We start from the raw sequence: 23,159 nt of genomic DNA on the forward strand, positions 1-23,159 counted from the left end.
ATCCTTTTTTACGGAAAAGAATGGAGGCAACCCATGTCCACCTCATATTTTGTCGCCGCCGACTGGCTGATTGAGCACGGTGACGATCCGGAAGTACAGATTATTGACGCGCGTATGGCACCTGCCGGGCAGGAACACCTTCGCGATATGGTCGCAGAATACCGCGCAGGGCATTTGCCGGGCGCGGTATTTTTTGATATTGAAGCCCTGTCCGACCATAACTCCCCTCTCCCGCATATGCTGCCGCGTCCGGAAGCATTCTCCGTGGCGATGCGCGAACTTGGCGTCAATCGTGACAAACACCTCGTGGTTTACGATGAAGGTAATCTCTTCTCCGCACCGCGCGCCTGGTGGATGCTGAAAAACTTTGGCGTGGAGAAAGTCTCAATTCTGGCAGGCGGTCTCGCGGGCTGGAAGCGTGATGAATTGCCATTGCAGCAAGGCGACGTGACGCTGCCGGAAGGCGAGTTCGACGCGACGTTTGATGCGCATCAGGTAAAACGTCTGACCGACGTGCTGGTGGTCAGCCATGAAAAAACGGCGCAAATTGTCGATGCCCGCCCTGCAGCGCGCTTTAACGCCCAGGCGGATGAACCGCGTCCGGGGCTGAAGCGCGGCCATATTCCCGGCGCGTTGAATGTGCCGTGGGGCGATCTGGTGTTTGAAGGTGAATTAAAAACGACCGATGAGCTGCGCGCTATTTTTGATCGCCAGGGCGTGGATTTGCATCGTCCCGTTATTGCCAGCTGCGGGTCCGGTGTCACGGCCTGCGTGGTGATTCTGGCGCTCGCCACACTCGGTGTAAACGACGTGACGCTCTATGATGGCGCCTGGAGTGAATGGGGTGCACGAGACGATTTGCCCGTTGAACCGGCCAAATAATGGATAACCGTCTGGCCACGCTGTTAACGCGCGGGGCGTCACTGACCCGCGCGGAATATCGCGTGCTGGCCCACCTCACAGAGCATCCTCTGCTGGTGGGCAATATTACGGTGCGCGAACTGGCGCAGGCGACGTTCGTCTCAACCGCCACCATTATGCGTCTGTGTCAGAAATTAGGCTTCAGCGGTTTCAGCGAATTTATCTGGCACTGCAAACAGCTGTTAACCGAGACGCCGTATATCGCCGCGCAGGCACAACAGCGCCCCGAACTGCCGGCGCTTTTCAGTCAATTTATCGCGAACTATCAACAAACCTTTCAGTGGGTAACGCAGGAGAAGCGCGCGCAATTTTCGACGTTACTGCGCCAGAAAGAGAGCTTCTTTCTTTATGGCGCCGGCTTCTCTTATCTCTTCGCCGAGTACCTCACCAAGAAATTGCAGGTGCTGGGCAAAACGGCGTTTATTTCCGGGCCGGGCGATAGCCGAAACATTTTCCTCAGCAACGCTGCGCGGTATCAGGTGTTTATCGCCGTCTCACGCAGCGGTGAAACCGAACAGGTGCTGGATAAAGCGCGGATCGCTAAAAACGTGGGGATGACGGTCGTGGCTTTTACGCGCGCTTCGGCCAATACGCTGGCGGGAATGGCAGATTTGCACTTTGCCTTATATGACGAGGCGGTACATTACGCCGCAGAAGCCGCTGGCGTGACCTCGTTTGAGTCGAATCTGGTCCTGCTGATGGATTTACTGCTGCTGGAAGCGACGGGGTGAAAAATCACCCCGCGTAATCAGATAATGCGGGTGGTTTTGAGATCGCGCAGGAATCCGCCCCAGCGACGCTCGTAAAACGGCGTGATGTGCTCGGTAATAAAGTGGCTGATGCCCTTCTCATCCTTCTTCACCTGACAGATATCGATCGGCTCATCACCCGGCAGCGTATCGGTGGCAACACTGCCCGCAGCCTGAATAATCTCCTCGATATCGCCGTCTGCTTCAATGCCAATCAGCAGTACCGGCTGTTCATCCGTGCTCTCTTTAACAGAGCAGAGGAACGCGCGCCTCACGGGTTTGAGGGTTTTGAACAGCGTGGTCAGCGAATCAATCATCTGCGCAGGGGGTTCGGCTACTTCAGACAACAGCAGCGTTTCGCCCCCTTCCAGCACTTCCTGCGTACTGAGCGGGTTGCCCTCCTCGCCAATCAGATGGTTGATTTCACGCGGGGTAAACTCTTTCCCGGTTGGCAGTTTGGCGTTGAGGAACAAGGTCTGGCCCAGCGTCATTTCGAACAGAGTGCGCACCGGCATCACCACGAACGCCTGCTCGTCTTCAACAGCCTGCTGCAGCGCTTCCAGCGAAGTGAAGAACGGGATCACCGACGTGCCGTCGTCTTTCTCCCAGTGGAGCAGGTCCAGCGCGCTGTCTTCAACAACCTGTTCGCCTTCCGCTGCGGTACCCGGAACCCAGACGGTGGACTCCAGCAACGTGCGGAAAAATGCCGGACGGTGGGCGGGCTCGGTCGCCGCCTGTTCCAGCAGAGTTTCTAATTCGTTTTTCGTTTCAGACATAGTTTGGCTACTTCAACATAATGTCGGCTGGCGCAAGGCTAACAGGCCTACAAAACCGTAGGCCCGGACAAGCACAGCGCCACCGGACAAAGACAATTACTCGGCAGTCAACAGGTTCGAGATAGTACGCACGCCCAGTCCCGTTGCCCCTGCAGACCACTGCTCAACGGCCGCTTTACGGTAGGTTGCGGAGCAGTCGATGTGCAGCCAGCCTTCGTGATAGTTCTCAACGAAGTGAGACAGGAAGCCGGCCGCCGTGCTCGCACCCGCCGGATAGGCTGCGCTCGCGGTGTTGTTCAGTTCGGCGAAGTTAGACGGCAGCTGGCTGCGGTGGAATTCGGCCAGCGGCAGACGCCAGAACGGTTCGTTCTCCGCGGCCGCGCTTGCCAGCAGGCGGGCTGCCAGTTTGTCGTCAAAGCTGAACAGCGCATGGTAGTCGTTGCCCAGCGCTGTTTTCGCCGCACCGGTCAGGGTCGCCATGTCGATAATCAGCTCTGGCTTCTGCGCAGACGCGTCGATGAGACCATCGGCCAGCACCAGACGACCTTCCGCATCGGTGTTCATCACTTCCACGTTTTTACCGTTACGGTAGCGAATAATGTCGCCGAGCTTAAAGGCATTACCGCTCACCATGTTGTCCGCACAGCACAGGTAAAGCTTCACGCGCTTGTTCAGACCGCGCGTAATGGCAAACGCCAGCGCGCCGGTGATGGTTGCCGCGCCACCCATATCGGACTTCATGGAGTCCATGAACGCGCTCTGCTTCAGGCTGTAACCGCCGGTATCGAACGTGATGCCTTTCCCGACCAGGCAGGCAAATACCGGTGCTGCTTTATCACCGGTTGGGTTGTAATCCAGCGCCAGCAATACCGGAGGACGCTCGGAACCGCGACCCACGGTGTGGATCCCCATATAGTTCTGCTCGCGCAGGTCTTCACCTTTGGTGATGCGGTAAGACATTTTGTCGCCCGCCACGCCGCACAGCAGGTCAACGGCGCGCTGCGCAAGTTGTTCAGGACCCAGCTCTTCTGCCGGGGCGTTAATGGTATCGCGCACCCAGTCGATAATGGTCAGACGGCTTTCCAGCTCTTTCTGACCCGCTTCGTCGAGCGTCGCCCACTCGATTTTACGGCTGCCTTTCGGTCCTTTGTAACCCGCCCAGAATGCCCAGCTGCGGTCGATATCCCAGCCTTCGCCGTCAAGGGTGACATGTTTAATGCCCAGACCATCAATTTTGCGCGCCGCGCGCTGGATCAGACCCAAATCATCGTTGCCAGTCAGGTGCAGGGTAATACCGTCGTTGTTGATACTGTAGGTGGCTTTCTCGCCCCAGCGCGCGTCAGCAGGCTGATTCGAGATCGTAATCTTCATCGCTTCGGTCATTTTATTTATCCTTATTAGCAAACGGGCCGCCTGAAGGCAGCCCGTAAGGTGATTTATTCTGCTTCATCTAACCAGACTAACAGAATCGCCTCCAGAATTTTTTCATTGGATGCGTTTGGATCGTCGTCAAAATCGTCTAAATCGCAGATCCACTGATGCATATCGGTGAAGCGTACGGTTTTAGGATCGAGATCCGGGTTAGCGTCGTAGAGCGCTTCGCCGATTTCACGGCTGTCAGTCCACTTCAGTCCCATATCAGTGCTCGCGTGCGTGGTTGATGGTGTAGCGTGGGAATTCCACGACCAGATCTTCATCGGTCACCAGAGCCTGGCAGCTCAAACGGCTGTCTGGCTCCAGACCCCATGCTTTATCCAGCATGTCGTCTTCATCTTCGGTGCTCTCGGCCAGAGAGTCAAAACCTTCACGCACGATGCAGTGGCAGGTTGTGCAGGCACAGGATTTTTCACAGGCGTGTTCCACTTCGATACCGTTACGCAGGGCAACATCGAGAATGGTCTCACCGGTCTTCGCTTCCAGAACAGCACCATCCGGACAGAGGTCCGCATGAGGCAAAATAACAATCTTTGGCATATTAAACCTCGTCCACGGACTGGCCTTTCAGCGCGACGCGGACAGATTTGTCCATGCGGCGAGCAGCAAAGTCCTGGGTTTGTTTATCAACGTTTTTAATGGCTTCTTCTATTGCATCAGCATCATTGCCTTCGGCCACTGCACTTAAGCGCGCGGCAGCCTCGTCAATCACCTGACGCTCAGCGGCGCTTAACAGCGCGGCGTCGGCAGCGAGCGCACCGTTCAGACTTTCCAGCACGCGTGCGGCTTCAACTTTCTGTTCTGCCAGCATACGCGCCTTCACATCCTGTTCGGCGTAGCTCATTGAATCCTGAATCATGGAGGCGATCTCACCATCGGTCAGGCCGTAGGACGGCTTCACCTGGATAGACGACTCAACGCCGGTGGATTTCTCCATCGCCGTGACGCTCAGCAGGCCGTCCGCATCCACCTGGAAGGTAACGCGAATATGCGCACCGCCCGCAGGCAGCGCAGGAATACCGCGCAGCGCAAAGCGCGCCAGTGAACGACAGTCCTGCACCAGCTCGCGCTCGCCCTGCATCACATGGATGGACATCGCGGTCTGGCCGTCTTTGAAGGTGGTGAATTCCTGTGCACGCGCCACCGGAATGGTGGTGTTACGCGGAATGACTTTCTCCACCAGTCCCCCCATGGTTTCTAAACCCAGGGAGAGCGGAATAACATCCAGCAGCAACATCTCGCTGTCCGGCTTGTTGCCGACCAGAATATCCGCCTGGATAGCCGCGCCCACGGCAACCACTTTATCCGGGTCGATGGATGTCAGCGGCGTGCGGCCAAAGAATTCACCCACCCGTTCACGCACCAGCGGTACGCGCGTGGAGCCGCCAACCATGACCACTTCCAGCACCTCGTCAGCCTCAACGCCCGCATCTTTCAGTGCGCGACGGCAGGCCAGCAGAGTGCGTTTCACCAAAGGCGCGATCAGGTCGTTAAACTGTTCCCGGGTAATTTCCCCCTGCCAGCCCGCCACGTTGACGGTGACAGACTGCGCATCGCTCAGCGCGATTTTCGCGTCGATGGCCACGTCCAGCAGTTCACGCTGCACGCGTGCATCGCTGCGATCGGGAATACCCGCCTGCTCGCGAATGAAATCAGCGAGCAGATGGTCGAAGTCATCGCCACCCAGCGCAGAATCACCGCCGGTAGCCAGCACTTCAAACACCCCACGGCTTAAGCGCAGGATAGAGATATCAAAGGTCCCGCCACCCAGATCGTAAACCGCAATCACCCCTTCCTGACCGGAGTCCAGGCCGTAGGCAATGGCGGCCGCCGTCGGTTCGTTCAGCAGGCGCAGAACGTGCAGTCCCGCCAGACGCGCCGCGTCTTTGGTGCCCTGACGCTGTGCATCATCAAAGTAGGCCGGAACGGTAATGACCACGCCATCGAGATCGCCGCCGAGCGTTGCCGTAGCACGCGCCGCCAGCGCTTTGAGGATATCAGCAGAAACGCGGATCGGGTTCAGCAGCCCCGCTGCCGTGGCAATCATTGGCAGGCCGTTTTCACTGGCCTGCAGCTGATACGGCAGATGCGGATAACGGGTCTGAATATCGGCGAGGGAGCGGCCCATCATGCGTTTTACGGAACTGATGGTGTTCGCCGGATCGCGCGCGGCGTTCGCGCGTGCGTCGTAGCCAACCGCGTGGCCCTGCTGTTGGTAGTGGACCACGGAAGGCAGCAGATGACGGCCCTGCTCGTCAGCCAGCGTTTCCGCCTGGCCGCTTCGCACGGTCGCCACGAGAGAATTGGTGGTGCCCAGATCAATACCTACCGCCAGACGACGCTGGTGCGGTGCGGCACTTAAGCCAGGCTCACTAATTTGTAATAAGGCCATAATTGCTTCCGAAATTAAAAATCGAGCAGCTTTTCTTCGAGTTGTTCAGCACTGCTTCGCAGTTTATCGAGAAAACGGAGTTTGCGCACAGTGTCTGCCGCCACATCCCAGGTCTCGTTGCTCAGTTGCTCCACCATCAGTTGATGGCGGGTATCGAACATGCCTTTTACGCGCTTGATGAAGCTTTCCAGACGCGCTTCATCTTTGGCCTGTTCAATCTCATCCAGCTCTTCACGCAGTTCCAGCTGTTCCATCAAAAACGCCGTATCACGCACGGTGTGCTGTTCACTCGCCAGATCAAAGCCATGAAGCGAGAGCAGATACTCAGCGCGAGACAGTGGATGGCGCAGCGTCTGCCAGGCCTGATTGATGGTCGCAGATTGCGATACCGCAGCCAATTGCTCTGACTGAGTACCACTGGCGAATTTATCCGGATGATACTGACGCTGCAGATCCTGGAAGCGGATCGTCAGCGCCTGGAGATCAATCGGGTATTGAGCGGGTAATCCGAAGAGAGTGAAGTAATCCATAACAATCTCAGGGGTAGCCTGTTAGAACAAACCCCACGCACAGGAGTCCTGCGGTGGGGTTTCGGATGACGCGCGGTTAAACGTGGAAGCTTTCGCCGCAACCACACTCGTCTTTGACGTTCGGGTTCGTGAATTTGAACCCTTCGTTCAGGCCTTCTTTTACAAAGTCCAGCTGAGTGCCATTGAGGAATTGCAGGCTTTTGCCATCGACCACCACCTTCACGCCCTTGTCTTCAAATACGGTGTCATCAGACGCCGGTTCGTCAACAAACTCCAGTACGTAAGCCATACCAGAACAGCCGGAGGTACGTACGCCCAGTCGCAGGCCAAAGCCTTTACCACGGTTCGCCAGAAAAGAGCTTACTCGCGCGGCAGCGCTGTCGCTAAGGGTAATCGACATACTCAAACCTCAATTATTTTGCTTCACGTTTGCTTTTGTAATCCGCAATGGCGGCTTTGATCGCGTCTTCTGCCAGGATAGAACAGTGAATTTTCACGGGTGGCAGTTCGAGTTCTTCAGCAATATCCGTGTTCTTGATTGCCTGTGCTTCGTCCAGAGACTTGCCCTTCACCCATTCGGTGACCAGGGAGCTGGAGGCGATAGCAGAACCGCAGCCGTAGGTCTTGAAGCGCGCGTCTTCAATGATACCTTCATTGTTGACTTTAATCTGCAGCTTCATCACGTCGCCACACGCTGGCGCACCGACCATACCGCTACCTACGCTTTCGTCGCTGTTGTCAAAAGAGCCAACGTTGCGCGGGTTCTCGTAATGATCAATAACTTTTTCGCTGTATGCCATGTTGAATTCTCCTTATGTACCGATTAGTGATGTGACCATTCAATGCTGTTCAGATCCACGCCCTGCTTGAACATTTCCCACAGTGGAGAAAGGTCACGCAGACGACCGATGGAGTTGCGAACCAGCTTGATGGTGTAGTCAATCTCTTCTTCGGTAGTGAAACGACCTAAAGAGAAACGGATAGAGCTGTGTGCCAGCTCGTCAGTCATGCCCAGTGCGCGCAGCACATAGGATGGCTCCAGGCTTGCAGACGTACAGGCAGAACCGGAAGAAACCGCCAGGTCTTTCAGCGCCATAATCAGCGATTCACCTTCAACATAGTTGAAGCTGACGTTGAGAATGTTTGGTGCGCCCTGTTCGAGATCGCCGTTCAGATACACTTCTTCCATATCTTTCACGCCATCCCACAGACGGTTACGCAGCGTGCGCAGGCGCGCCATCTCGGTTTCCATCTCTTCTTTCGCAATACGGTAAGCTTCGCCCATACCCACGATCTGGTGAACAGGCAGCGTACCGGAACGCATACCGCGCTCGTGACCGCCACCGTGCATCTGTGCTTCGATGCGGATACGCGGTTTACGACGAACGTACAGTGCACCAATACCTTTCGGGCCATAGATTTTGTGGCCGGAGAAGGACATCAGGTCCACTTTCAGCTGGCTCAGATCGATAGGCAGTTTGCCCACGCTCTGGGTGGCGTCTACGTGGTAGATGATGCCGCGCGCACGGCACATTTCGCCGATGGTCGCGATATCTTGCACAACGCCAATTTCGTTGTTTACGTGCATGATGGAGACCAGAATGGTGTCATCACGCATGGCCGCTTCGAGCTCTTTCAGGTCGATGATACCGTTGCTCTGTGGTGCCAGGTAAGTCACGTCGAAACCTTCACGCTCGAGCTGACGGCAGGTATCCAGCACGGCTTTGTGTTCGGTTTTGCTGGTGATGATGTGCTTGCCTTTTTTCTGATAAAAGTTGGCCGCACCTTTGATCGCCAGGTTATCGGATTCGGTCGCACCGGAGGTGAATACAATCTCACGCGGGTCGGCACCCACCAGGTCAGCAATCTGATTACGGGCGATATCTACCGCCTCTTCAGCATGCCAGCCAAAACGGTGTGAACGGGAAGCTGGGTTACCAAAGTTTCCGTCCAGGGTCAGACACTGCATCATTTTCTCGGCAACACGCGGGTCCACCGGCGTGGTTGCGGAGTAGTCGAGATAAATCGGTAATTTCATTGCTCTATAAACTCCGTACATCGCTTCAATGCAAGGAATCAGGCAACCGGCTGGATGTACGACCGAGTACACGGAGCGAGCGAACGCTCCGGCCTGATTCTGAAATACTTATCTTTTTATTACGCGCGTAATTTGACGTCGATCGCGTCCTGCCCGCGGGTGCTGCGTTGGGAGTCCTGGCTGTGCTGACGGCCAGAGACATCCAGAACTTCCTGGTTATTTACCAGTTCACCTAAGGTGATATTGTTCAGGAAGCCGGTCAGACGATCGCTCAGGTCGCGCCACAGCGCGTGGGTCAGGCACTTATCGCCGCCCTGGCAGCCGCCTTTACCCTGGCAACGGGTCGCATCAACGGATTCGTCAACGGCACTGATCACTTCGCCAACTGCAATACTGCCCGCGTCTTTACCCAGCAGATAACCGCCGCCTGGGCCACGAACGCTGGAAACCAGTCCATTTTTACGCAGTCTGGAGAACAGCTGTTCCAGATAGGAGAGGGAGATCCCTTGTCGTTCAGAAATATCAGCCAACGGAACCGGGCCCGCTTCGGAGTTGAGCGCAACGTCCAGCATCGCGGTCACGGCATAACGCCCTTTAGATGTCAGTCTCATGTCTTACTTAACCTCAAACTCGCCCCTGCCCGGGGTTTTTTATAGTAAAATGGGGGTATTGCATAGCAGGGCCAAGTCTGACATTCCTGACTAAAATGGTCAACTATTTACTTGACTGTTTTAGTCAGGTATTTAACCTTCCGTGCCGTATCACCAGGATGGGCACTACTCTTTATTCTTTTGCTCAATCGACGCCAGAATCCCGCGCAGAATGTTCAGTTCCTGGCTTTCCGGACGCGCACGGGTAAACAGGCGGCGCAGCTTGTTCATTACCTGCCCCGGGTGACCTTCACGGATGAAACCGGTAGAGAGCAGTGTCTGCTCCAGGTGACCATAGAAGCGCTCCAGATCGTCCACCAGCGGGTAGACGGCCTCTTCCTGCGGCTCTGCCGTTGCTTTTTCCTGCCTCGCCAGCCACGCCATACGCACTTCATAGGCAATCACCTGAACGGCCATTGCCAGGTTCAGGGAGCTGTATTCCGGGTTAGCGGCAATGGCCACGTGGTAATGGCACTTCTGCAGTTCATCGTTGGTCAGGCCCACGCGTTCACGGCCAAACACCAGCGCTACAGGAGCCTGTTCGGCTTCAGAGACGCTTTTCAGACCGCATTCACGCGGATCCAGCATCGGCCACGGCAGTGTACGGGAGCGGGCGCTGGTCCCGACCACCAGACTGCACCCTGCCAGGGCTTCGTCCAGGGTATCCACGATCTGCGCGTTACCAATGACATCGCTGGCGCCCGCAGCCAGAGCGATAGCCTGTGAGTCGGGTTTCACCAGTGGGTTAACCAGCCACAGGTTCGTTAAGCCCATGGTTTTCATAGCGCGGGCTACGGAGCCCATATTGCCAGTGTGCGATGTTTCGACCAGCACGATTCGAATGTTTTGCAGCATAGTTTTAATGTCTGGATTCTGTGTCTGAAGAATATTCGGCCATATTATCATAAACGAGAGACATATTCCGATCTCGCTGCTATACTCTGCGCCGATTTTCCCGTTCTTTAACATCCAGTGAGAGAGACCGATGCATCCGATGCTGACCATCGCCGTGCGCGCAGCGCGCAAGGCGGGTAATGTAATTGCCAAACACTACGAAACGCCAGATTCTGTTGAAACCAGCCAGAAAGGCAGCAATGATTTCGTAACCAACGTCGATAAAGCCGCTGAAGCGATTATTATCGATACCATCCGCAAATCTTACCCGCAGCACACCATCATCACCGAAGAAAGCGGTGAACTTGAAGGTACCGATCAGGATGTTCAATGGGTTATCGATCCACTGGATGGCACCACCAACTTCGTCAAACGTCTGCCACACTTCTCCGTGTCTATCGCTGTACGCATTAAAGGCCGTACTGAAGTCGCTGTGGTTTACGATCCAATGCGTAACGAACTGTTCACCGCAACCCGCGGTCAGGGCGCGCAGCTGAACGGCTACCGTCTGCGCTGCAGCAATGCACGCGACCTCGACGGTACCATTCTGGCGACCGGCTTCCCGTTCAAGGCGAAGCAGCACGCAACCACTTACATGAATATTCTGGGCAAACTGTTCACCGAATGCGCTGACTTCCGTCGCACCGGTTCTGCCGCGCTGGACCTGGCCTATGTGGCTACCGGTCGCGTTGACGGTTACTTTGAGCTGTCACTGAAGCCGTGGGATTTTGCAGCGGGCGAGCTGATCGCGCGTGAATCAGGCGCCATTGTTTGCGATTTCACTGGCGGCCACAACCATCTGACGACCGGCAACATCGTTGCAGGTAACCCACGTGTTGTTAAAGCCATGCTGGCAAACATGCGTGATGAGCTGAGCGACGCGCTGAAGCGTTAATCCAGCCTGCGGTGCCCTCTCCCGCCGGGAAAGGGCACCATGCTGTACCTGACTAAAACGGCCTTAATCCCCTTCCCACCGGCACCGCGCTCATCCACATCGTTACCGCAGCCACCAGCAGAATCATCCCGCCCGCCAGCGCGAGCGTTGTCCATCCGACCTGCCGCCACAGCACCGGCGTTTTATTGCCGCTGAGTTTGACCGCCAGTTGACGGAAACTATGCACCAGCAGTGCCAGTGACGAAATCGTGAGTGACGTCCCGGCCGCCATGGCCAATGCCGAGAGCATTCCCCAGCCAAATACACCCATCACCTTACTGAACAGCAGCACCATGATTGCCCCTGAACACGGACGCATGCCCATTGAGAGCACAACCATCAGCCGCGCTCGCCAGTCATCACCGTTCTGCAGCTGCGCCTGGGTCGGCAGATGCTGATGTCCACAGCCGCAGTTCGCAGTGTGTTCATGGTGCGGCGTAAAAGCCCTGAACTGGGGTTTGTGCAGCAAAGCCCGCAATTTTTTCAGTGCCCGCCAGCACAGGAGCAGACCCAGCACACCGACCAGCGCGTAACTCCCCTTCTCCAGCCAGAAACTGCTGATATGCAGCTGACGAGCAGGAAGGCGTAATAACGACAGGACGACCACCACCAGCACAATCGCCACGCCGCCCTGAAGTAGCGAAGATGCGAGGGTCAACCCAATGCTTGATTTGAGCCTGGAGGGATGGGTCGCAAGCCAGGTCGCGATCACGATTTTGCCGTGTCCCGGCCCCAGCGCATGCAGGACACCGTAGAGAAAACTGAAGGCCAGAAGAGAACCGCCTGCCTTCGTCGGGTTTTCCGCCACCGCCTTCAGTAAGCCGCTCATCTGCTGGTTGACCTCGCGCTGCCAGACAATGCTTTTCATCATCACCTGCGGCCAGGCGTGCCATAGCCACAATGCGCCGCACACGGCCAGCAGCAAAAAGAGCGCCAGCGGCCAGAGATGAAGCCAGCGGCGTGATTTTCGTGCCGGAGATGCGATCACTGACATTGCAACGTCACCTGCTGTGCGAACTGTTTACCCAACTCCATGTCTTCGGGTGGTGCATCTTCTTTATCGAGAGAGACCGCAAAATTGAGCGTCTCTTCGCTCGGTTTTGGCGTGTGCATTGCCATCGTGCAGGCTTTTTGCAGGGCTGCCGGTAGCGTCACATCACTCTCCTCTGCGTAATGCATATCGACATAGTAAGTGGGATCAAAGGTGGAAAACGTATAGGTCTGCCCAGCCAGCGGCTGCGGATGCGCCAGCGGCAGGACAAACGTCAGTACCGCCTGATGTCCGTCGCGGGTCATGCCATATTCCGTCGGCCTATTCATAAATTTCACTTTTTGTCCGTTGTGCCAGAACTCGGTGAAATAGTGCTGACCAAGCACGTTGGCCATTACTTCCGACGCCAGCTTTTTCCAGATTTCATCCCCGGGTTTTGCATTCCCGGCATCGTACAGCAGGTCAGCCGAGGTGATTTCATCCATCGTCCAGCGCATTTTCAGGCCACTGAGCTGCGTTCCGTCCGTTACCAGCTCGGTTTTCAGGCTGATAAAACTGTGAGGATGCGCGACGACAGCAAAGGGGATCACCGTCAAAAATAACGCCATTGCGCTTTGTTTAACTGTTTGCATCAATTCCTCACGTCATAAATTCTGTGATGTTCGCCAGCAATCCTGAGTGAAAGGCCTGCCGGCGCGCTTTTCAGCGCCCATCCTTTAGCTATTCTTATCAAACATTCCCACTGGATACCCGACAGATGATGACGACGCTTGAAATTCCATCTGTGCTTTCCAGTTCGCAGCGCCGCTGCCAGGTGCTTTTAATGCTTTACCTGCCCGATGCTGCCGTTACCGCACAGAGCATTATCGCTGCCAATGGCGTGGACGACGCTATGGCACGGCAAGATATAGCCGAGACGCGCGATGAAATCCAGCGCTATCACCGGCTCGACATCGTCACGTACCATGACGGTAGCTACCGGATTGAAGGCTCAGCCCTGAATCAACGTTTATGCCTGTTGCACTGGCTGCGCAGGGCTATGCGGCTGTGTCCGCAATTCGTTTCGCATCAGTTTACCCCCGCGCTGAAAACCGCGCTTAAACAGCAGGGCATTGCCCGGCCTCTCTATGACGATACCAACCTGCGGGCGTTGATCAGCTTCTGCTCGCGCAAGCTTCAGCGCCCGTTTGATTGCCGGGACGTACAGTTTTTACAGCTCTATCTGCAGTATTGCCTGATGCAGCATCATCTGGGGAATACCCCGCAGTTTTCATCGGTGCAGCGTAACTGGACGCAATCAAGAGGGGAATATTTCACCGCTCAGGAGATTGTTCGTCACTGGAAACGCCGTGTGCCACAAGGGACCCACAGCGATGAACAACTGTTTCTTGCACTGCTGTTTATGATGCTGCGCACCCCTGACCCTGTGCTTGATAAGCATCAGCAGGATCAGCGCCTGCGTCGGGCAATTGTGCGCATGGTCGCCCGTTTTCGGGCGCAAACCGGGATGAACTTCAGCGATGAACAGGGGCTGACCGACCAGCTTTATATTCATCTGGCCCAGGCGCTGGACCGTTCGCTGTTTGAGATAGGCATCGACAATAGCCTGCCGGAAGAGATCCATCGTCTCTACCCCCGCCTGTTACGCACCACCAAAGAGGCGTTGTTTGAGCTGGAAGCGGAATTCGGGCTGCGTTTTTCTGATGAAGAGATGAGCCTGGTGGCGGTCATTTTCGGCGCCTGGCTGATGCAGGAGACCGATCTGCATGAGAAGCAGGTGGTGTTATTGACGGGAGAGGATAAATCCTGTGAGGACGTGATAGAGCAGCAACTGCGCGAATTGACGTTGCTGCCGCTCAACATTCGATATCAGACACTGCAGGCCTATCAGAAAGAGGGGGCACCGCGCGAAGCGGCGCTGGTCATCACCCCTTATCCGACCGCCCTGCCCCTGTTCTCACCACCGCTGATCCACGCCGTTGAGACGCTGAACACGCAGCAGCAAGAACATATTCGCGCCATGCTGGAATCGTAGCTACGCGCGCGCGGCGACTTTAGGACGAACGAACATCGCCGGTAGGGCGACAAGCGCCATGACCCAGAAGACCCCGTGTCCCAGATGCTGGTAAAGGAAGCCCGCAAAGACCGTCATCACCGCAATGCTGCCGCCCATCGCCACTGCCGAATAAACCGACTGCAACCGAATGACATCCCCGCCTTCACGCGCGGCGATATAGCGCATAGCCGCCAGGTGACATACCGTGAAGGTGCCGCAGTGCAGAATTTGCGCCACGATCAGCCACGGCAGCTCCGTCGTCCAGCCCATAATGCCCCACCGTACGACACCACAGACAGCAGAAAGCAGGAGCAGATCGCGCGCGCCGAAGCGCCGGAACAGCTTTTTGCTCAGCGCGAAGATAATCACTTCAGCGACCACACCAAGCGACCACAGGTAACCCACTGCAGATGCGGAGTATCCTGCCCCCTGCCAGTAGATGGCGCTGAAACCATAGTACGCCGCGTGCGCGCCCTGCAGCAGACAGACGCAGGCCAGGAAACGCCAGCTTTGTGCCACCAGGCTTCGCCAGGCCGGCCAGCCGGCGCTTTCCTGATGACGGCTCTCACCTTGCGGCATTACCGATGGACGCAACAGCATCCCCAGCAGCATGGAGGCAATGCCGATACTCAGCAGCGCAAGGATCGCACGGTAATCGTAAAGGCTAACCAGTTTACCCACCAGTGCAGAGCCGATGACAAAGGCAATTGAGCCCCACAGCCGCACGCGGCCATAATCCATCGTTATCTGTTTTTGCCAGGTGTTTGCCAGGGCATCCGTCAGCGGAACCAGCGGCGAGAAAAAGAGGTTAAAACCGACCATCACCACCATCAGCCATGCAAACTGGTGGCTCACCCAGAAACAGGCGACAAAGACCAGCGTCAACAGCGCCAGAATGCGTACCGCCTTAATCAGCAAGGAGGGATCGCTGACGCGCGGTGCGATCAGCAGGCTTCCCAGGAAACGTGCCACCAGACCAGCGCCAAGCAGGATACCTATGGTCTCGGGCGTCAGGCCGATCCCCTTGAGCCAGACGCTCCAGAAAGGCAGAAAAATACCGTAGCTAAAGAAATAGGTGAAATAACTGAGCGCCAGCCAGCGCGTGGAATGCAAGACCATGAATCCCTCCCGAAATGGAGGCCATAGTCTGGCGAGAATACAAAAATTAAGCAAGTCGATAGTCTGCTATAAATTAACGAAAATTTAACATATTGTGCAGTCATCTGACTTATGGCAGGGAATGAAAATGTGTATTACGTTTAAATTACTCCACTTGCAGAGGTATTTCTGCCATGAACTCACTTCGCTATTTAGATTTCGGCCAGGCACGTCACCTGTTGCTGTTAATAGGTCGTATCGCGCTTGTCGTACTGTTTATTATCTTCGGCTATCCAAAACTGACGGGGTTTAGCGGGACCGTACAATATATGACGTCGCTGGGTACACCCATGCCCATGCTGGCGGCCATTATTGCGGTGGTAATGGAGGTGCCTGCCGCCATTCTGATCGTGCTGGGCTTTTTCACCCGCCCTGTTGCCGTACTCTTTGTATTTTACACGCTGGGTACCGCGATTATCGGCCACCACTACTGGGATATGACCGGTGATGCCGTCATGCCGAATATGATTAACTTCTACAAGAATATCAGTATTGCCGGAGCGTTTATTTTACTGGCGATAGTGGGACCGGGAGCCCTCTCCCTTGACCGGCGTTAACCCATAAAAAAAGGCCGCAATCGCGGCCTTTTTTATTTCTGCAAACAGAAAGATTAAGCGTATACCGGGAAGCGTGCGCAGATTTCCAGAACTTTACCTTTAACGCGCTCGATAACCGCTTCGTCATTGATATTGTCCAGAACGTCAGACATCCAGCCTGCCAGCTCTTTCACTTCCGCTTCTTTAAAGCCGCGGCGAGTAACAGCCGGAGAACCGATACGGATACCGGAGGTCACGAACGGGCTCTTCGGATCGTTTGGCACGCTGTTTTTGTTCACGGTGATGTTGGCACGGCCAAGGGCAGCGTCAGCTTCTTTACCGGTCAGGTTTTTATCAACCAGGTCCAGCAGGAACAGGTGGTTCTCAGTACCACCGGAAACCACTTTGTAACCGCGGTTCAGGAAGACTTCCACCATCGCTTTGGCGTTTTTAGCAACCTGCTGCTGGTAAACTTTAAACTCTGGCTCCATCGCTTCTTTCAGCGCCACCGCTTTCGCCGCGATAACGTGCATCAGTGGGCCGCCCTGCGCGCTTGGGAATACGGCAGAGTTCAGCTTTTTGTACAGCTCTTCGTCGCCACCTTTTGCCAGAATCAAACCACCGCGTGGGCCCGCCAGGGTTTTGTGCGTGGTGGTGGTCACAACGTGAGCATGCGGAACCGGGTTCGGATAAACGCCTGCAGCAATCAGGCCGGCAACGTGCGCCATGTCAACGAACAGGTAAGCACCGATGCTGTCAGCGATTTCACGCATTTTTGCCCAGTCAACGATACCGGAGTAAGCAGAGAAACCGCCGATAATCATCTTCGGTTTGTGGGTCTGCGCCTGCTTCGCCATGTCTTCGTAGTCAATTTTACCGGACTCATCAATGCCGTAAGGAATGATGTTGTACAGTTTGCCTGAGAAGTTAACCGGAGAGCCGTGAGTCAGGTGGCCGCCTTGCGCCAGGTTCATACCCAGAACGGTATCGCCCGGTTGCAGCAGCGCGGTGTAGACCGCGAAGTTAGCCTGAGAGCCAGAGTGCGGCTGTACGTTAGCGTAGTCGGCGCCAAACAGTTCTTTAGCGCGATCGATGGCCAGTTGCTCAACGATATCAACGTACTCGCAACCGCCGTAGTAGCGTTTGCCCGGGTAACCTTCAGCGTATTTGTTGGTCAGCTGAGAACCCTGCGCCTGCATTACGCGCGGGCTGGTGTAGTTTTCGGAGGCGATCAGTTCGATGTGCTCTTCCTGACGTACTTTTTCCTGCTCCATAGCCTGCCACAGTTCGGCATCATAATCGGCAATGTTCATTTCACGCTTTAACATCCGCATCTCCTGACTCAGCTAACAATAAAATTTTGGCCTGAAAAGGCAGTCCTGTTGGACGACGGGCAACAGTATAACTGATTAGTTCTGTGATAACAGGTCTTGACAAACGATTTTACGCAAACGTTTTCCTACCCGCCACGCAAGGGTTTGAGGAATAAAGCCCTCATCATTTTCAACGGATTTCTTTTCAGGTTTGTGATGCATATTTTTCACGTTGCAAAGAACCATTTACAACGCAGGGGTATTTTTTATAAGATGCATTTAAAATACATCATTAAAAACACCACTGAAGGACGCTGCTATGCTCGACGCTCAAACCATCGCCACAGTTAAAGCCACTATTCCCCTGCTGGTCGAAACCGGCCCGAAACTCACCGCCCATTTCTACGATCGTATGTTTACGCATAACCCGGAGTTGAAAGAGATTTTCAACATGAGCAACCAGCGTAACGGCGATCAGCGCGAAGCCCTGTTCAACGCCATCGCAGCCTACGCCAGCAATATCGAAAACCTGGCGGCGTTGCTGCCTGCCGTGGAAAAAATTGCGCAGAAGCACACCAGCTTCCAGATCAAACCCGAGCAGTACAATATCGTCGGCGGCCATCTGCTGGCCACACTGGATGAGATGTTTAGCCCGGGCCAGGAGGTGCTGGATGCGTGGGGGAAAGCCTACGGCGTGCTGGCAAATGTGTTCATTAACCGTGAAGCACAGATCTACAGCGAAAACGCCAGTAAGGCAGGCGGCTGGGAAGGTACCCGCGCTTTCCGCATCGTCGAGAAAACGCCGCGCAGCCAGCTCATCACCAGTTTTGAGTTCGAGCCGGTGGATGGCAAGCCGGTCGCTGATTATCAGCCGGGGCAGTATCTGGGCGTGTGGCTGAAGCCTGAAGGTTTCCCGCACCAGGAGATTCGCCAGTACTCCCTGACCCGCAAACCAGACGGTAAACGTTATCGCATTGCCGTAAAACGCGAAGATGGTGGCCAGGTATCAAACTGGCTGCATAACGAGGCTAACGTGGGTGATGTGGTTCATCTGGCCGCGCCTGCGGGCGATTTCTTTATGGCGGTTGAGGCGAATACGCCGGTCACCTTGATCTCAGCCGGGGTGGGCCAGACGCCAATGCTGGCGATGCTCGATACCCTCGCTAAATCAAACCACAGCGCGCAGATAAACTGGTTCCACGCCGCCGAGAACGGTGAAGTGCACGCGTTTGCCGATGAAGTGAATGCGCTGGCTTCCTCTCTGCCACGCTTTACCGCCCATACCTGGTATCGTCTGCCGACGGATGCCGACCGTGCAGCCGCACGCTTTGACAGCGAAGGTCTCATGAATTTGAGTCAGCACGAAGGGGCATTCAGCGCGCCGGAGATGCAGTTTTACGTCTGCGGACCGGTAGCGTTTATGCAGTATGCCACGAAGCAGCTGGTGGAGTTGGGTGTGAATAAAGACAACATTCATTACGAATGTTTCGGGCCGCATAAAGTACTGTAATCGCCCGATGGCGCTACACTTTCCCGGCCGGTGAGTTTTGCAGGCCGGGTAAGCATAGCGCCACCCGGCTGAATCAGGAATCAGGTACTGACGATTAAATCGCGGCGTCGTCTTCTTCACCGGTACGGATACGGATCACGCGTGCCACATCAAAGACGAAGATTTTACCGTCGCCAATTTTGCCGGTCTGCGCCGTACGGATAATGGTATCCACACAGGTATCCACGATATCGTCGCTCACCACGATTTCAATTTTCACTTTTGGCAGAAAGTCCACCATGTACTCTGCGCCACGGTAAAGTTCGGTGTGGCCCTTCTGGCGACCAAAACCTTTCACTTCCGTCACTGTCATCCCGGTGATGCCCACTTCCGCCAGCGCTTCACGCACATCATCCAGTTTGAAAGGTTTAATAATCGCATCAATCTTTTTCATGGTGGGTCCTTAAACTCTTGCCTGTAAGCTGCTTCGTAATCGGTTGCTCACAGTATCATACTCATTCAGATTTTGCGGTACTACTCTTTAAAATCGTTTGCTTCCAGCTCATGGCGGGAGAGCAGCTTGTAGAACTCAGTACGGTTGCGCCCGGCCATACGCGCCGCATGGGTTACGTTGCCTTTGGTTATCTGCAGGAGCTTGCGCAGATAGTTCATTTCGAACTGATTACGCGCTTCTGCAAACGTCGGCAGCGCGGTGTTTTCCCCTTCCAGCGCCTGCTCCACCAGCGCGTCGCTAATGACGGGTGACGAGGTCAGCGCCACGCACTGTTCAATAACGTTCACCAGCTGGCGCACGTTGCCCGGCCAGCTTGCAGCCATCAGCCGTTTCATCGCATCGGTGGAAAACGCCCGGACAAAAGGCTTATGCCGATCGGCCGCCTGGCGCAAAAGATGGTTTGCCAGCAGCGGAATATCTTCCGCCCGCTCGGCCAGTGCCGGAATTTTCAGGTTCACCACGTTCAGACGGTAGTAGAGATCTTCACGAAACTCGTTGCGCGCCATGACTTTTGGTAAATCGCGGTGCGTGGCCGAAATGATACGCACGTTAATATCGATATCGCGGTTACTGCCGAGGGGGCGCACTTTTCGCTCCTGCAAAACACGCAGCAATTTGACCTGCAGCGGTGCCGGCATATCGCCAATCTCGTCCAGAAAAAGTGTGCCGCCTTCTGCCGCCTGGAAAAGCCCTTCCCGGCTGCTCACCGCCCCGGTGAACGCCCCGCGGGCATGACCAAACAGTTCAGACTCAAGCAGTTGTTCAGGGAGCGCACCACAGTTAATCGCGATAAAGGCGTTTTTGCTGCGCGGGCTGGCGTTATGGATAGCCTGGGCAAGGATCTCTTTCCCGGTACCGCTCTGGCCGTTAATCAGCACGCTAACGTCTGACTGTGCCACCATCCGGGCCTGTTCGAGCAGACGCAGCATAATCGGGCTGCGGGTGACGATAGACTCCCGCCACGCTTCATCATTCGACGGAGCCGCGTGCTCAAGCGCGCTGTCGATAGCCTTATAGAGGGCATCTTTATCTACCGGCTTGGTGAGGAAGCTGAATACCCCCTGCTGCGTCGCGGCAACGGCATCCGGAATCGATCCGTGCGCCGTCAGGATGATCACCGGCATGCCAGGCTGCTGCTTCTGGATCTCCGCGAACAGCTGCAGGCCATCCATTTCATCCATTCGCAGGTCGCTAATCACCAGATCAACCTTCTCGCGGCTCAGGACTTTCAGCCCCTCCTGCCCGCTTTCCGCCGTCACCACGCTGTAGCCTTCACTGACCAGACGCATCCCCAGCAGCTTTAACAGCCCCGGATCGTCATCCACCAGTAAGAGATGGGCAGGTTTTCGGCTTGTCATGGCTTCACATCCTCTTGTTTCTGCGCATCACCGTCTGGCGTCGCGGCTGACCCTTTTGGCGCGTCAGGCAGATAATTTCCGGCCGGTTTACGCGTCGAGAGCTGCCTTTCGATGTCGGTCAGGTTTTCAAGCTTGCGCGTCGTGGTATCCAGTTGAGCACGCAAGTGCTGCTCCTGCTGGCGCAGCGTATCAAGCTCGCTGTCGGTGGATTGCTGTAATTTGCTGTAGCGAAAACGCTCTTCAGACAACTGCAGTTGTAACGCCTGACCATCACGCCAGAGCTGATACACCGGGCGCACCTGCGCCGGAAGATTTCCGACAAACGTGTCCAGCCGCGTGACGTTGGTGCGACGCTCGACGGGGGTGATTTTCGCATCCGCGAGTAAAATTCCACGCTTGAACGCGTCCTGCCAGGTATCGTCATTGAGCATCGCCGCTTGCGAGCGCGCCTCGACCGGCGCCAGACGCTGAGCGCAATCTATTCCACGTAGCCAGAACAGCGGATTGCTCTCGACGTCATGCCCCGACAGATTCCAGATGTCGTCACAGCGGGTCGACAGAAAATCTGCCAGCTGATTATCTGGCCATTTATCTTGTTGTTTATCGCTAATCGCACTTTGCGGCACATGGGAAACACAGCCCGCCAGAAATAAACAGGGCAGGCTCAGGCGAAACATATTGCTGGAAAACACCGCGCGCACGGCGCGGGAAAAGACGTGTGACATACTCACCAGGCATAGATTCATTTCATTGATTTTTCCGGCTCAGGGGCAGTTCAATACGGAAGCAAACATCTGACCGTTCGTCCGTGGCAATTTTCAGCTCACCCTGCATGCGTCGTATGCAGTCCCGGGCAATACTCAGGCCCAGCCCACTTCCTTTTACCGCCCCTTTCCGCTGATGACTTCCCTGGAAAAAGGGTTCAAAGATCATGGTTTTTTCGTCATCAGGGATTGGAGTGCCGGTGTTAGCGACGTCAATAAACACCCGTGAACCATTCGTATAACTTCGGATATAAATGTTACCGGATTCAGTACCATAGTGCACCGCATTGGAGTAAAGATTATCCAGAACGCTCATCAACAGCATCGGTTCCGCGAGGCAGGTTGGCTCACTGAGCTCCACCCCGGTATGCATCATTTTAGCTCTTGCTGGCAAGCTATGGGCGGAGATCACCATATCCACCAGCGGCGCAATATCGACGTTTTCCAGCACCACCGCGCCATCCGCCAGCTTGCGGTTGTAGTCCAGCAGTTGCTCAATCAGCTTTTGCAGATTGCGGCTGCTGGCATCCAGGATGTCGACAATCTCTTTCTGTTCGGGCGTAAGCGGCCCCGCCACTTCATCTGCCAGCAGTTCCGTTCCTTCGCGCATGCTGGCAAGCGGCGTTTTAAGCTCATGGGAAATATGACGCAAGAACTGATGGCGCTGGGATTCCAGCCATGCCAGACGTTCAGAAAGCCAGATAATGCGCTGGCCAACGGAGCGCAACTCGCGAGGACCTTTAAAGGCGACCGTATCCCCGAGAGACTTCCCCTCGCCCAGGCGGTTAATCATGCGCTGGATACCCTTCACCGGGCCGATGATCATGCGGGTAAAGAGCAGAACAAGACCGAGGCTGACGAGGAACAGCACCAGCGCCTGCCAGCCAAAGAACTGGCCACGTTCCGCAATCTCCTGCTGCAGCTGTTGCCCGCGCGAGAAGATAACCGTGCGGGTAGACTGCACCATCTCGGTATTGGCATTCGCAAAGGCTTCCAGACGGGCAGCCGCTGCGGCATCCGGGCCGCTGTTCTTACACTGCAGTTGCGCCAGATCGTTCAAATCCTGACGTAACGCCTGATAAAGCTTATCGTCCGGCAGCACCCCTGCATGGGCGTCCAGCATTTCACTGTAGCGTTTACGTTGATTCTGATAGACCTTTTCCAGAGTAGGATCGTCAAGCACGCAGTACTGCCGATAGCTGCGTTCCATCTCCAGCGCGGCGTTAGTCATCGCTTCACTGCGTCGGGCGTCGATCAGCGTCGTGCGGTTAGTCAGTGCCGCCTGCGCACTCAGCGCGTTGAGACTCTGCCACGCCTGCCATGCCAGGATCAGCAAAGGCAGCAGGATCAGCAGAAAGGCCATCATGACAAGCTGTCGCAGGGAACGAGGAAAAACGGGCCAGCGTTTCAACGCATTACTCTCTTTATCGGGGTTTGAGGAGAGCGTAACTGAGTCTGCCCTTCAGATACAACAAAGCCGGGTAAAAACCCGGCTTTGTCATGGAATGAGGCGGTGCCTAACTCGACGTTTCGCCCTGGCCTGATAAAGCAACGCTATGATCAGTAGTTGGACGGCAGGCACCTTTTTGTGCGTCATTCGAAGTTTATGTAGCACGTCCCGAAGGGGCTGACATAAGAAGGTGAATGAGCCACTGATTAATA

At 55.5% G+C, this 23,159-nt stretch carries 25 protein-coding genes; 6 read left to right on the forward strand and 19 right to left on the reverse strand.

All coding sequences use genetic code 11. The features are described from left to right. Positions 1-33 precede the first annotated feature (33 nt). Complete coding sequence (sseA, locus tag L462_RS10960; protein WP_032678689.1) at positions 34-882, forward strand: 3-mercaptopyruvate sulfurtransferase; 849 nt, start codon at positions 34-36, stop codon at positions 880-882. Next, positions 882-1,652 (forward strand): MurR/RpiR family transcriptional regulator, encoded by a 771-nt coding sequence (locus tag L462_RS10955; protein WP_014171175.1) that lies wholly within the window; start codon positions 882-884, stop codon positions 1,650-1,652. Before sseA ends, L462_RS10955 begins: the two co-directional genes overlap by 1 nt. Positions 1,653-1,669: 17 nt before the next feature. Here L462_RS10955 and sseB read toward each other — a convergent pair whose 3' ends face one another. The 11 genes from sseB to trmJ form a co-directional block, all read right to left on the reverse strand. Continuing rightward, entirely contained in the window at positions 1,670-2,446 is a 777-nt protein-coding gene (sseB, locus tag L462_RS10950; protein WP_020883025.1) for an enhanced serine sensitivity protein SseB, read from the reverse strand. A gap of 96 nt (positions 2,447-2,542) precedes the next feature. Beyond that, positions 2,543-3,829, reverse strand: coding sequence for an aminopeptidase PepB (gene pepB, locus L462_RS10945; protein WP_032678690.1), 1,287 nt, complete (start codon positions 3,827-3,829; stop codon positions 2,543-2,545). Between the two features lie 53 nt (positions 3,830-3,882). Further along, positions 3,883-4,083, reverse strand: coding sequence for a Fe-S cluster assembly protein IscX (iscX, locus tag L462_RS10940; RefSeq protein ID WP_014171178.1), 201 nt, complete (start codon positions 4,081-4,083; stop codon positions 3,883-3,885). A gap of 1 nt (position 4,084) precedes the next feature. Beyond that, positions 4,085-4,420: an ISC system 2Fe-2S type ferredoxin gene (gene fdx / locus L462_RS10935; protein ID WP_014171179.1), complete on the reverse strand. Its 336-nt coding sequence runs from the start codon at positions 4,418-4,420 to the stop codon at positions 4,085-4,087. Between the two features lies 1 nt (position 4,421). Continuing rightward, positions 4,422-6,272: a Fe-S protein assembly chaperone HscA gene (hscA, locus tag L462_RS10930; protein ID WP_020883023.1), complete on the reverse strand. Its 1,851-nt coding sequence runs from the start codon at positions 6,270-6,272 to the stop codon at positions 4,422-4,424. A gap of 14 nt (positions 6,273-6,286) precedes the next feature. Next, on the reverse strand, positions 6,287-6,802 hold the full coding sequence (gene hscB, locus L462_RS10925) for a co-chaperone HscB (protein WP_032678692.1): 516 nt from the start codon (positions 6,800-6,802) through the stop codon (positions 6,287-6,289). 76 nt (positions 6,803-6,878) lie between these two features. Beyond that, complete coding sequence (gene iscA, locus L462_RS10920) at positions 6,879-7,202, reverse strand: iron-sulfur cluster assembly protein IscA (protein ID WP_003860659.1); 324 nt, start codon at positions 7,200-7,202, stop codon at positions 6,879-6,881. Positions 7,203-7,215: 13 nt separating this feature from the next. Beyond that, entirely contained in the window at positions 7,216-7,602 is a 387-nt protein-coding gene (iscU, locus tag L462_RS10915; protein WP_003860661.1) for a Fe-S cluster assembly scaffold IscU, read from the reverse strand. A 23-nt stretch (positions 7,603-7,625) separates the two neighbouring features. Next, on the reverse strand, positions 7,626-8,840 hold the full coding sequence (gene iscS, locus L462_RS10910) for a cysteine desulfurase (protein ID WP_020883022.1): 1,215 nt from the start codon (positions 8,838-8,840) through the stop codon (positions 7,626-7,628). Positions 8,841-8,959: 119 nt separating this feature from the next. Then, positions 8,960-9,451: a Fe-S cluster assembly transcriptional regulator IscR gene (gene iscR, locus L462_RS10905; RefSeq protein ID WP_020883021.1), complete on the reverse strand. Its 492-nt coding sequence runs from the start codon at positions 9,449-9,451 to the stop codon at positions 8,960-8,962. Positions 9,452-9,616: 165 nt separating this feature from the next. Beyond that, a complete protein-coding gene (trmJ, locus tag L462_RS10900; protein ID WP_032678693.1) occupies positions 9,617-10,345 on the reverse strand; it encodes a tRNA (cytosine(32)/uridine(32)-2'-O)-methyltransferase TrmJ in 729 nt (242 codons plus the stop codon). Positions 10,346-10,475: 130 nt separating this feature from the next. Here trmJ and suhB point away from each other — a divergent pair, with 130 nt between their 5' ends. After that, a complete protein-coding gene (suhB, locus tag L462_RS10895; RefSeq protein WP_020883019.1) occupies positions 10,476-11,279 on the forward strand; it encodes an inositol-1-monophosphatase in 804 nt (267 codons plus the stop codon). 52 nt (positions 11,280-11,331) lie between these two features. Here suhB and L462_RS10890 read toward each other — a convergent pair whose 3' ends face one another. Next, positions 11,332-12,312, reverse strand: a complete 981-nt coding sequence (locus L462_RS10890) for a nickel/cobalt transporter (RefSeq protein ID WP_032678694.1) — start codon at positions 12,310-12,312, stop codon at positions 11,332-11,334. Further along, positions 12,303-12,941 (reverse strand): DUF1007 family protein, encoded by a 639-nt coding sequence (locus L462_RS10885; protein WP_032678695.1) that lies wholly within the window; start codon positions 12,939-12,941, stop codon positions 12,303-12,305. The genes L462_RS10890 and L462_RS10885 overlap by 10 nt, the downstream gene beginning before the upstream one ends. A gap of 125 nt (positions 12,942-13,066) precedes the next feature. Here L462_RS10885 and csiE point away from each other — a divergent pair, with 125 nt between their 5' ends. Continuing rightward, the gene (gene csiE, locus L462_RS10880) at positions 13,067-14,344 is read left to right on the forward strand and encodes a stationary phase inducible protein CsiE (RefSeq protein ID WP_014171189.1); all 1,278 of its coding nucleotides are present in this window, start codon (positions 13,067-13,069) and stop codon (positions 14,342-14,344) included. Here the strand turns inward: csiE and L462_RS10875 are convergent, their stop codons facing one another. Further along, positions 14,345-15,484, reverse strand: coding sequence for a 3-phenylpropionate MFS transporter (locus L462_RS10875; RefSeq protein ID WP_032678696.1), 1,140 nt, complete (start codon positions 15,482-15,484; stop codon positions 14,345-14,347). It lies immediately after the preceding gene. A 173-nt stretch (positions 15,485-15,657) separates the two neighbouring features. On the opposite strand from L462_RS10875, the gene L462_RS10870 reads away from it, so the two are divergent. Next, positions 15,658-16,080, forward strand: coding sequence for a DoxX family protein (locus tag L462_RS10870; protein WP_014171191.1), 423 nt, complete (start codon positions 15,658-15,660; stop codon positions 16,078-16,080). Between the two features lie 53 nt (positions 16,081-16,133). Here the strand turns inward: L462_RS10870 and glyA are convergent, their stop codons facing one another. Next, positions 16,134-17,387, reverse strand: coding sequence for a serine hydroxymethyltransferase (gene glyA / locus L462_RS10865; protein ID WP_032678697.1), 1,254 nt, complete (start codon positions 17,385-17,387; stop codon positions 16,134-16,136). A gap of 304 nt (positions 17,388-17,691) precedes the next feature. On the opposite strand from glyA, the gene hmpA reads away from it, so the two are divergent. After that, positions 17,692-18,882 (forward strand): NO-inducible flavohemoprotein, encoded by a 1,191-nt coding sequence (gene hmpA / locus L462_RS10860; RefSeq protein WP_032678698.1) that lies wholly within the window; start codon positions 17,692-17,694, stop codon positions 18,880-18,882. Positions 18,883-18,976: 94 nt separating this feature from the next. On the opposite strand, the gene glnB is transcribed toward hmpA, so the two are convergent. The 4 genes from glnB to qseE all read right to left on the reverse strand — a co-directional run bounded on the left by glnB (position 18,977) and on the right by qseE (position 22,908). Continuing rightward, positions 18,977-19,315: a nitrogen regulatory protein P-II gene (gene glnB, locus L462_RS10855; protein ID WP_003860685.1), complete on the reverse strand. Its 339-nt coding sequence runs from the start codon at positions 19,313-19,315 to the stop codon at positions 18,977-18,979. Between the two features lie 80 nt (positions 19,316-19,395). Then, complete coding sequence (gene glrR, locus L462_RS10850; protein WP_032678699.1) at positions 19,396-20,733, reverse strand: two-component system response regulator GlrR; 1,338 nt, start codon at positions 20,731-20,733, stop codon at positions 19,396-19,398. Further along, positions 20,730-21,479, reverse strand: a complete 750-nt coding sequence (qseG, locus tag L462_RS10845) for a two-component system QseEF-associated lipoprotein QseG (protein WP_025203454.1) — start codon at positions 21,477-21,479, stop codon at positions 20,730-20,732. Before qseG ends, glrR begins: the two co-directional genes overlap by 4 nt. Before the next feature lies 1 nt (position 21,480). Further along, entirely contained in the window at positions 21,481-22,908 is a 1,428-nt protein-coding gene (qseE, locus tag L462_RS10840; RefSeq protein ID WP_025203453.1) for a two component system sensor histidine kinase QseE/GlrK, read from the reverse strand. Positions 22,909-23,159: the final 251 nt, after the last annotated feature.

It is taken from the genome of Enterobacter sp. BIDMC 26, assembly GCF_000534435.1.
Taxonomy (GTDB): Bacteria; Pseudomonadota; Gammaproteobacteria; order Enterobacterales; family Enterobacteriaceae; genus Enterobacter; species Enterobacter ludwigii.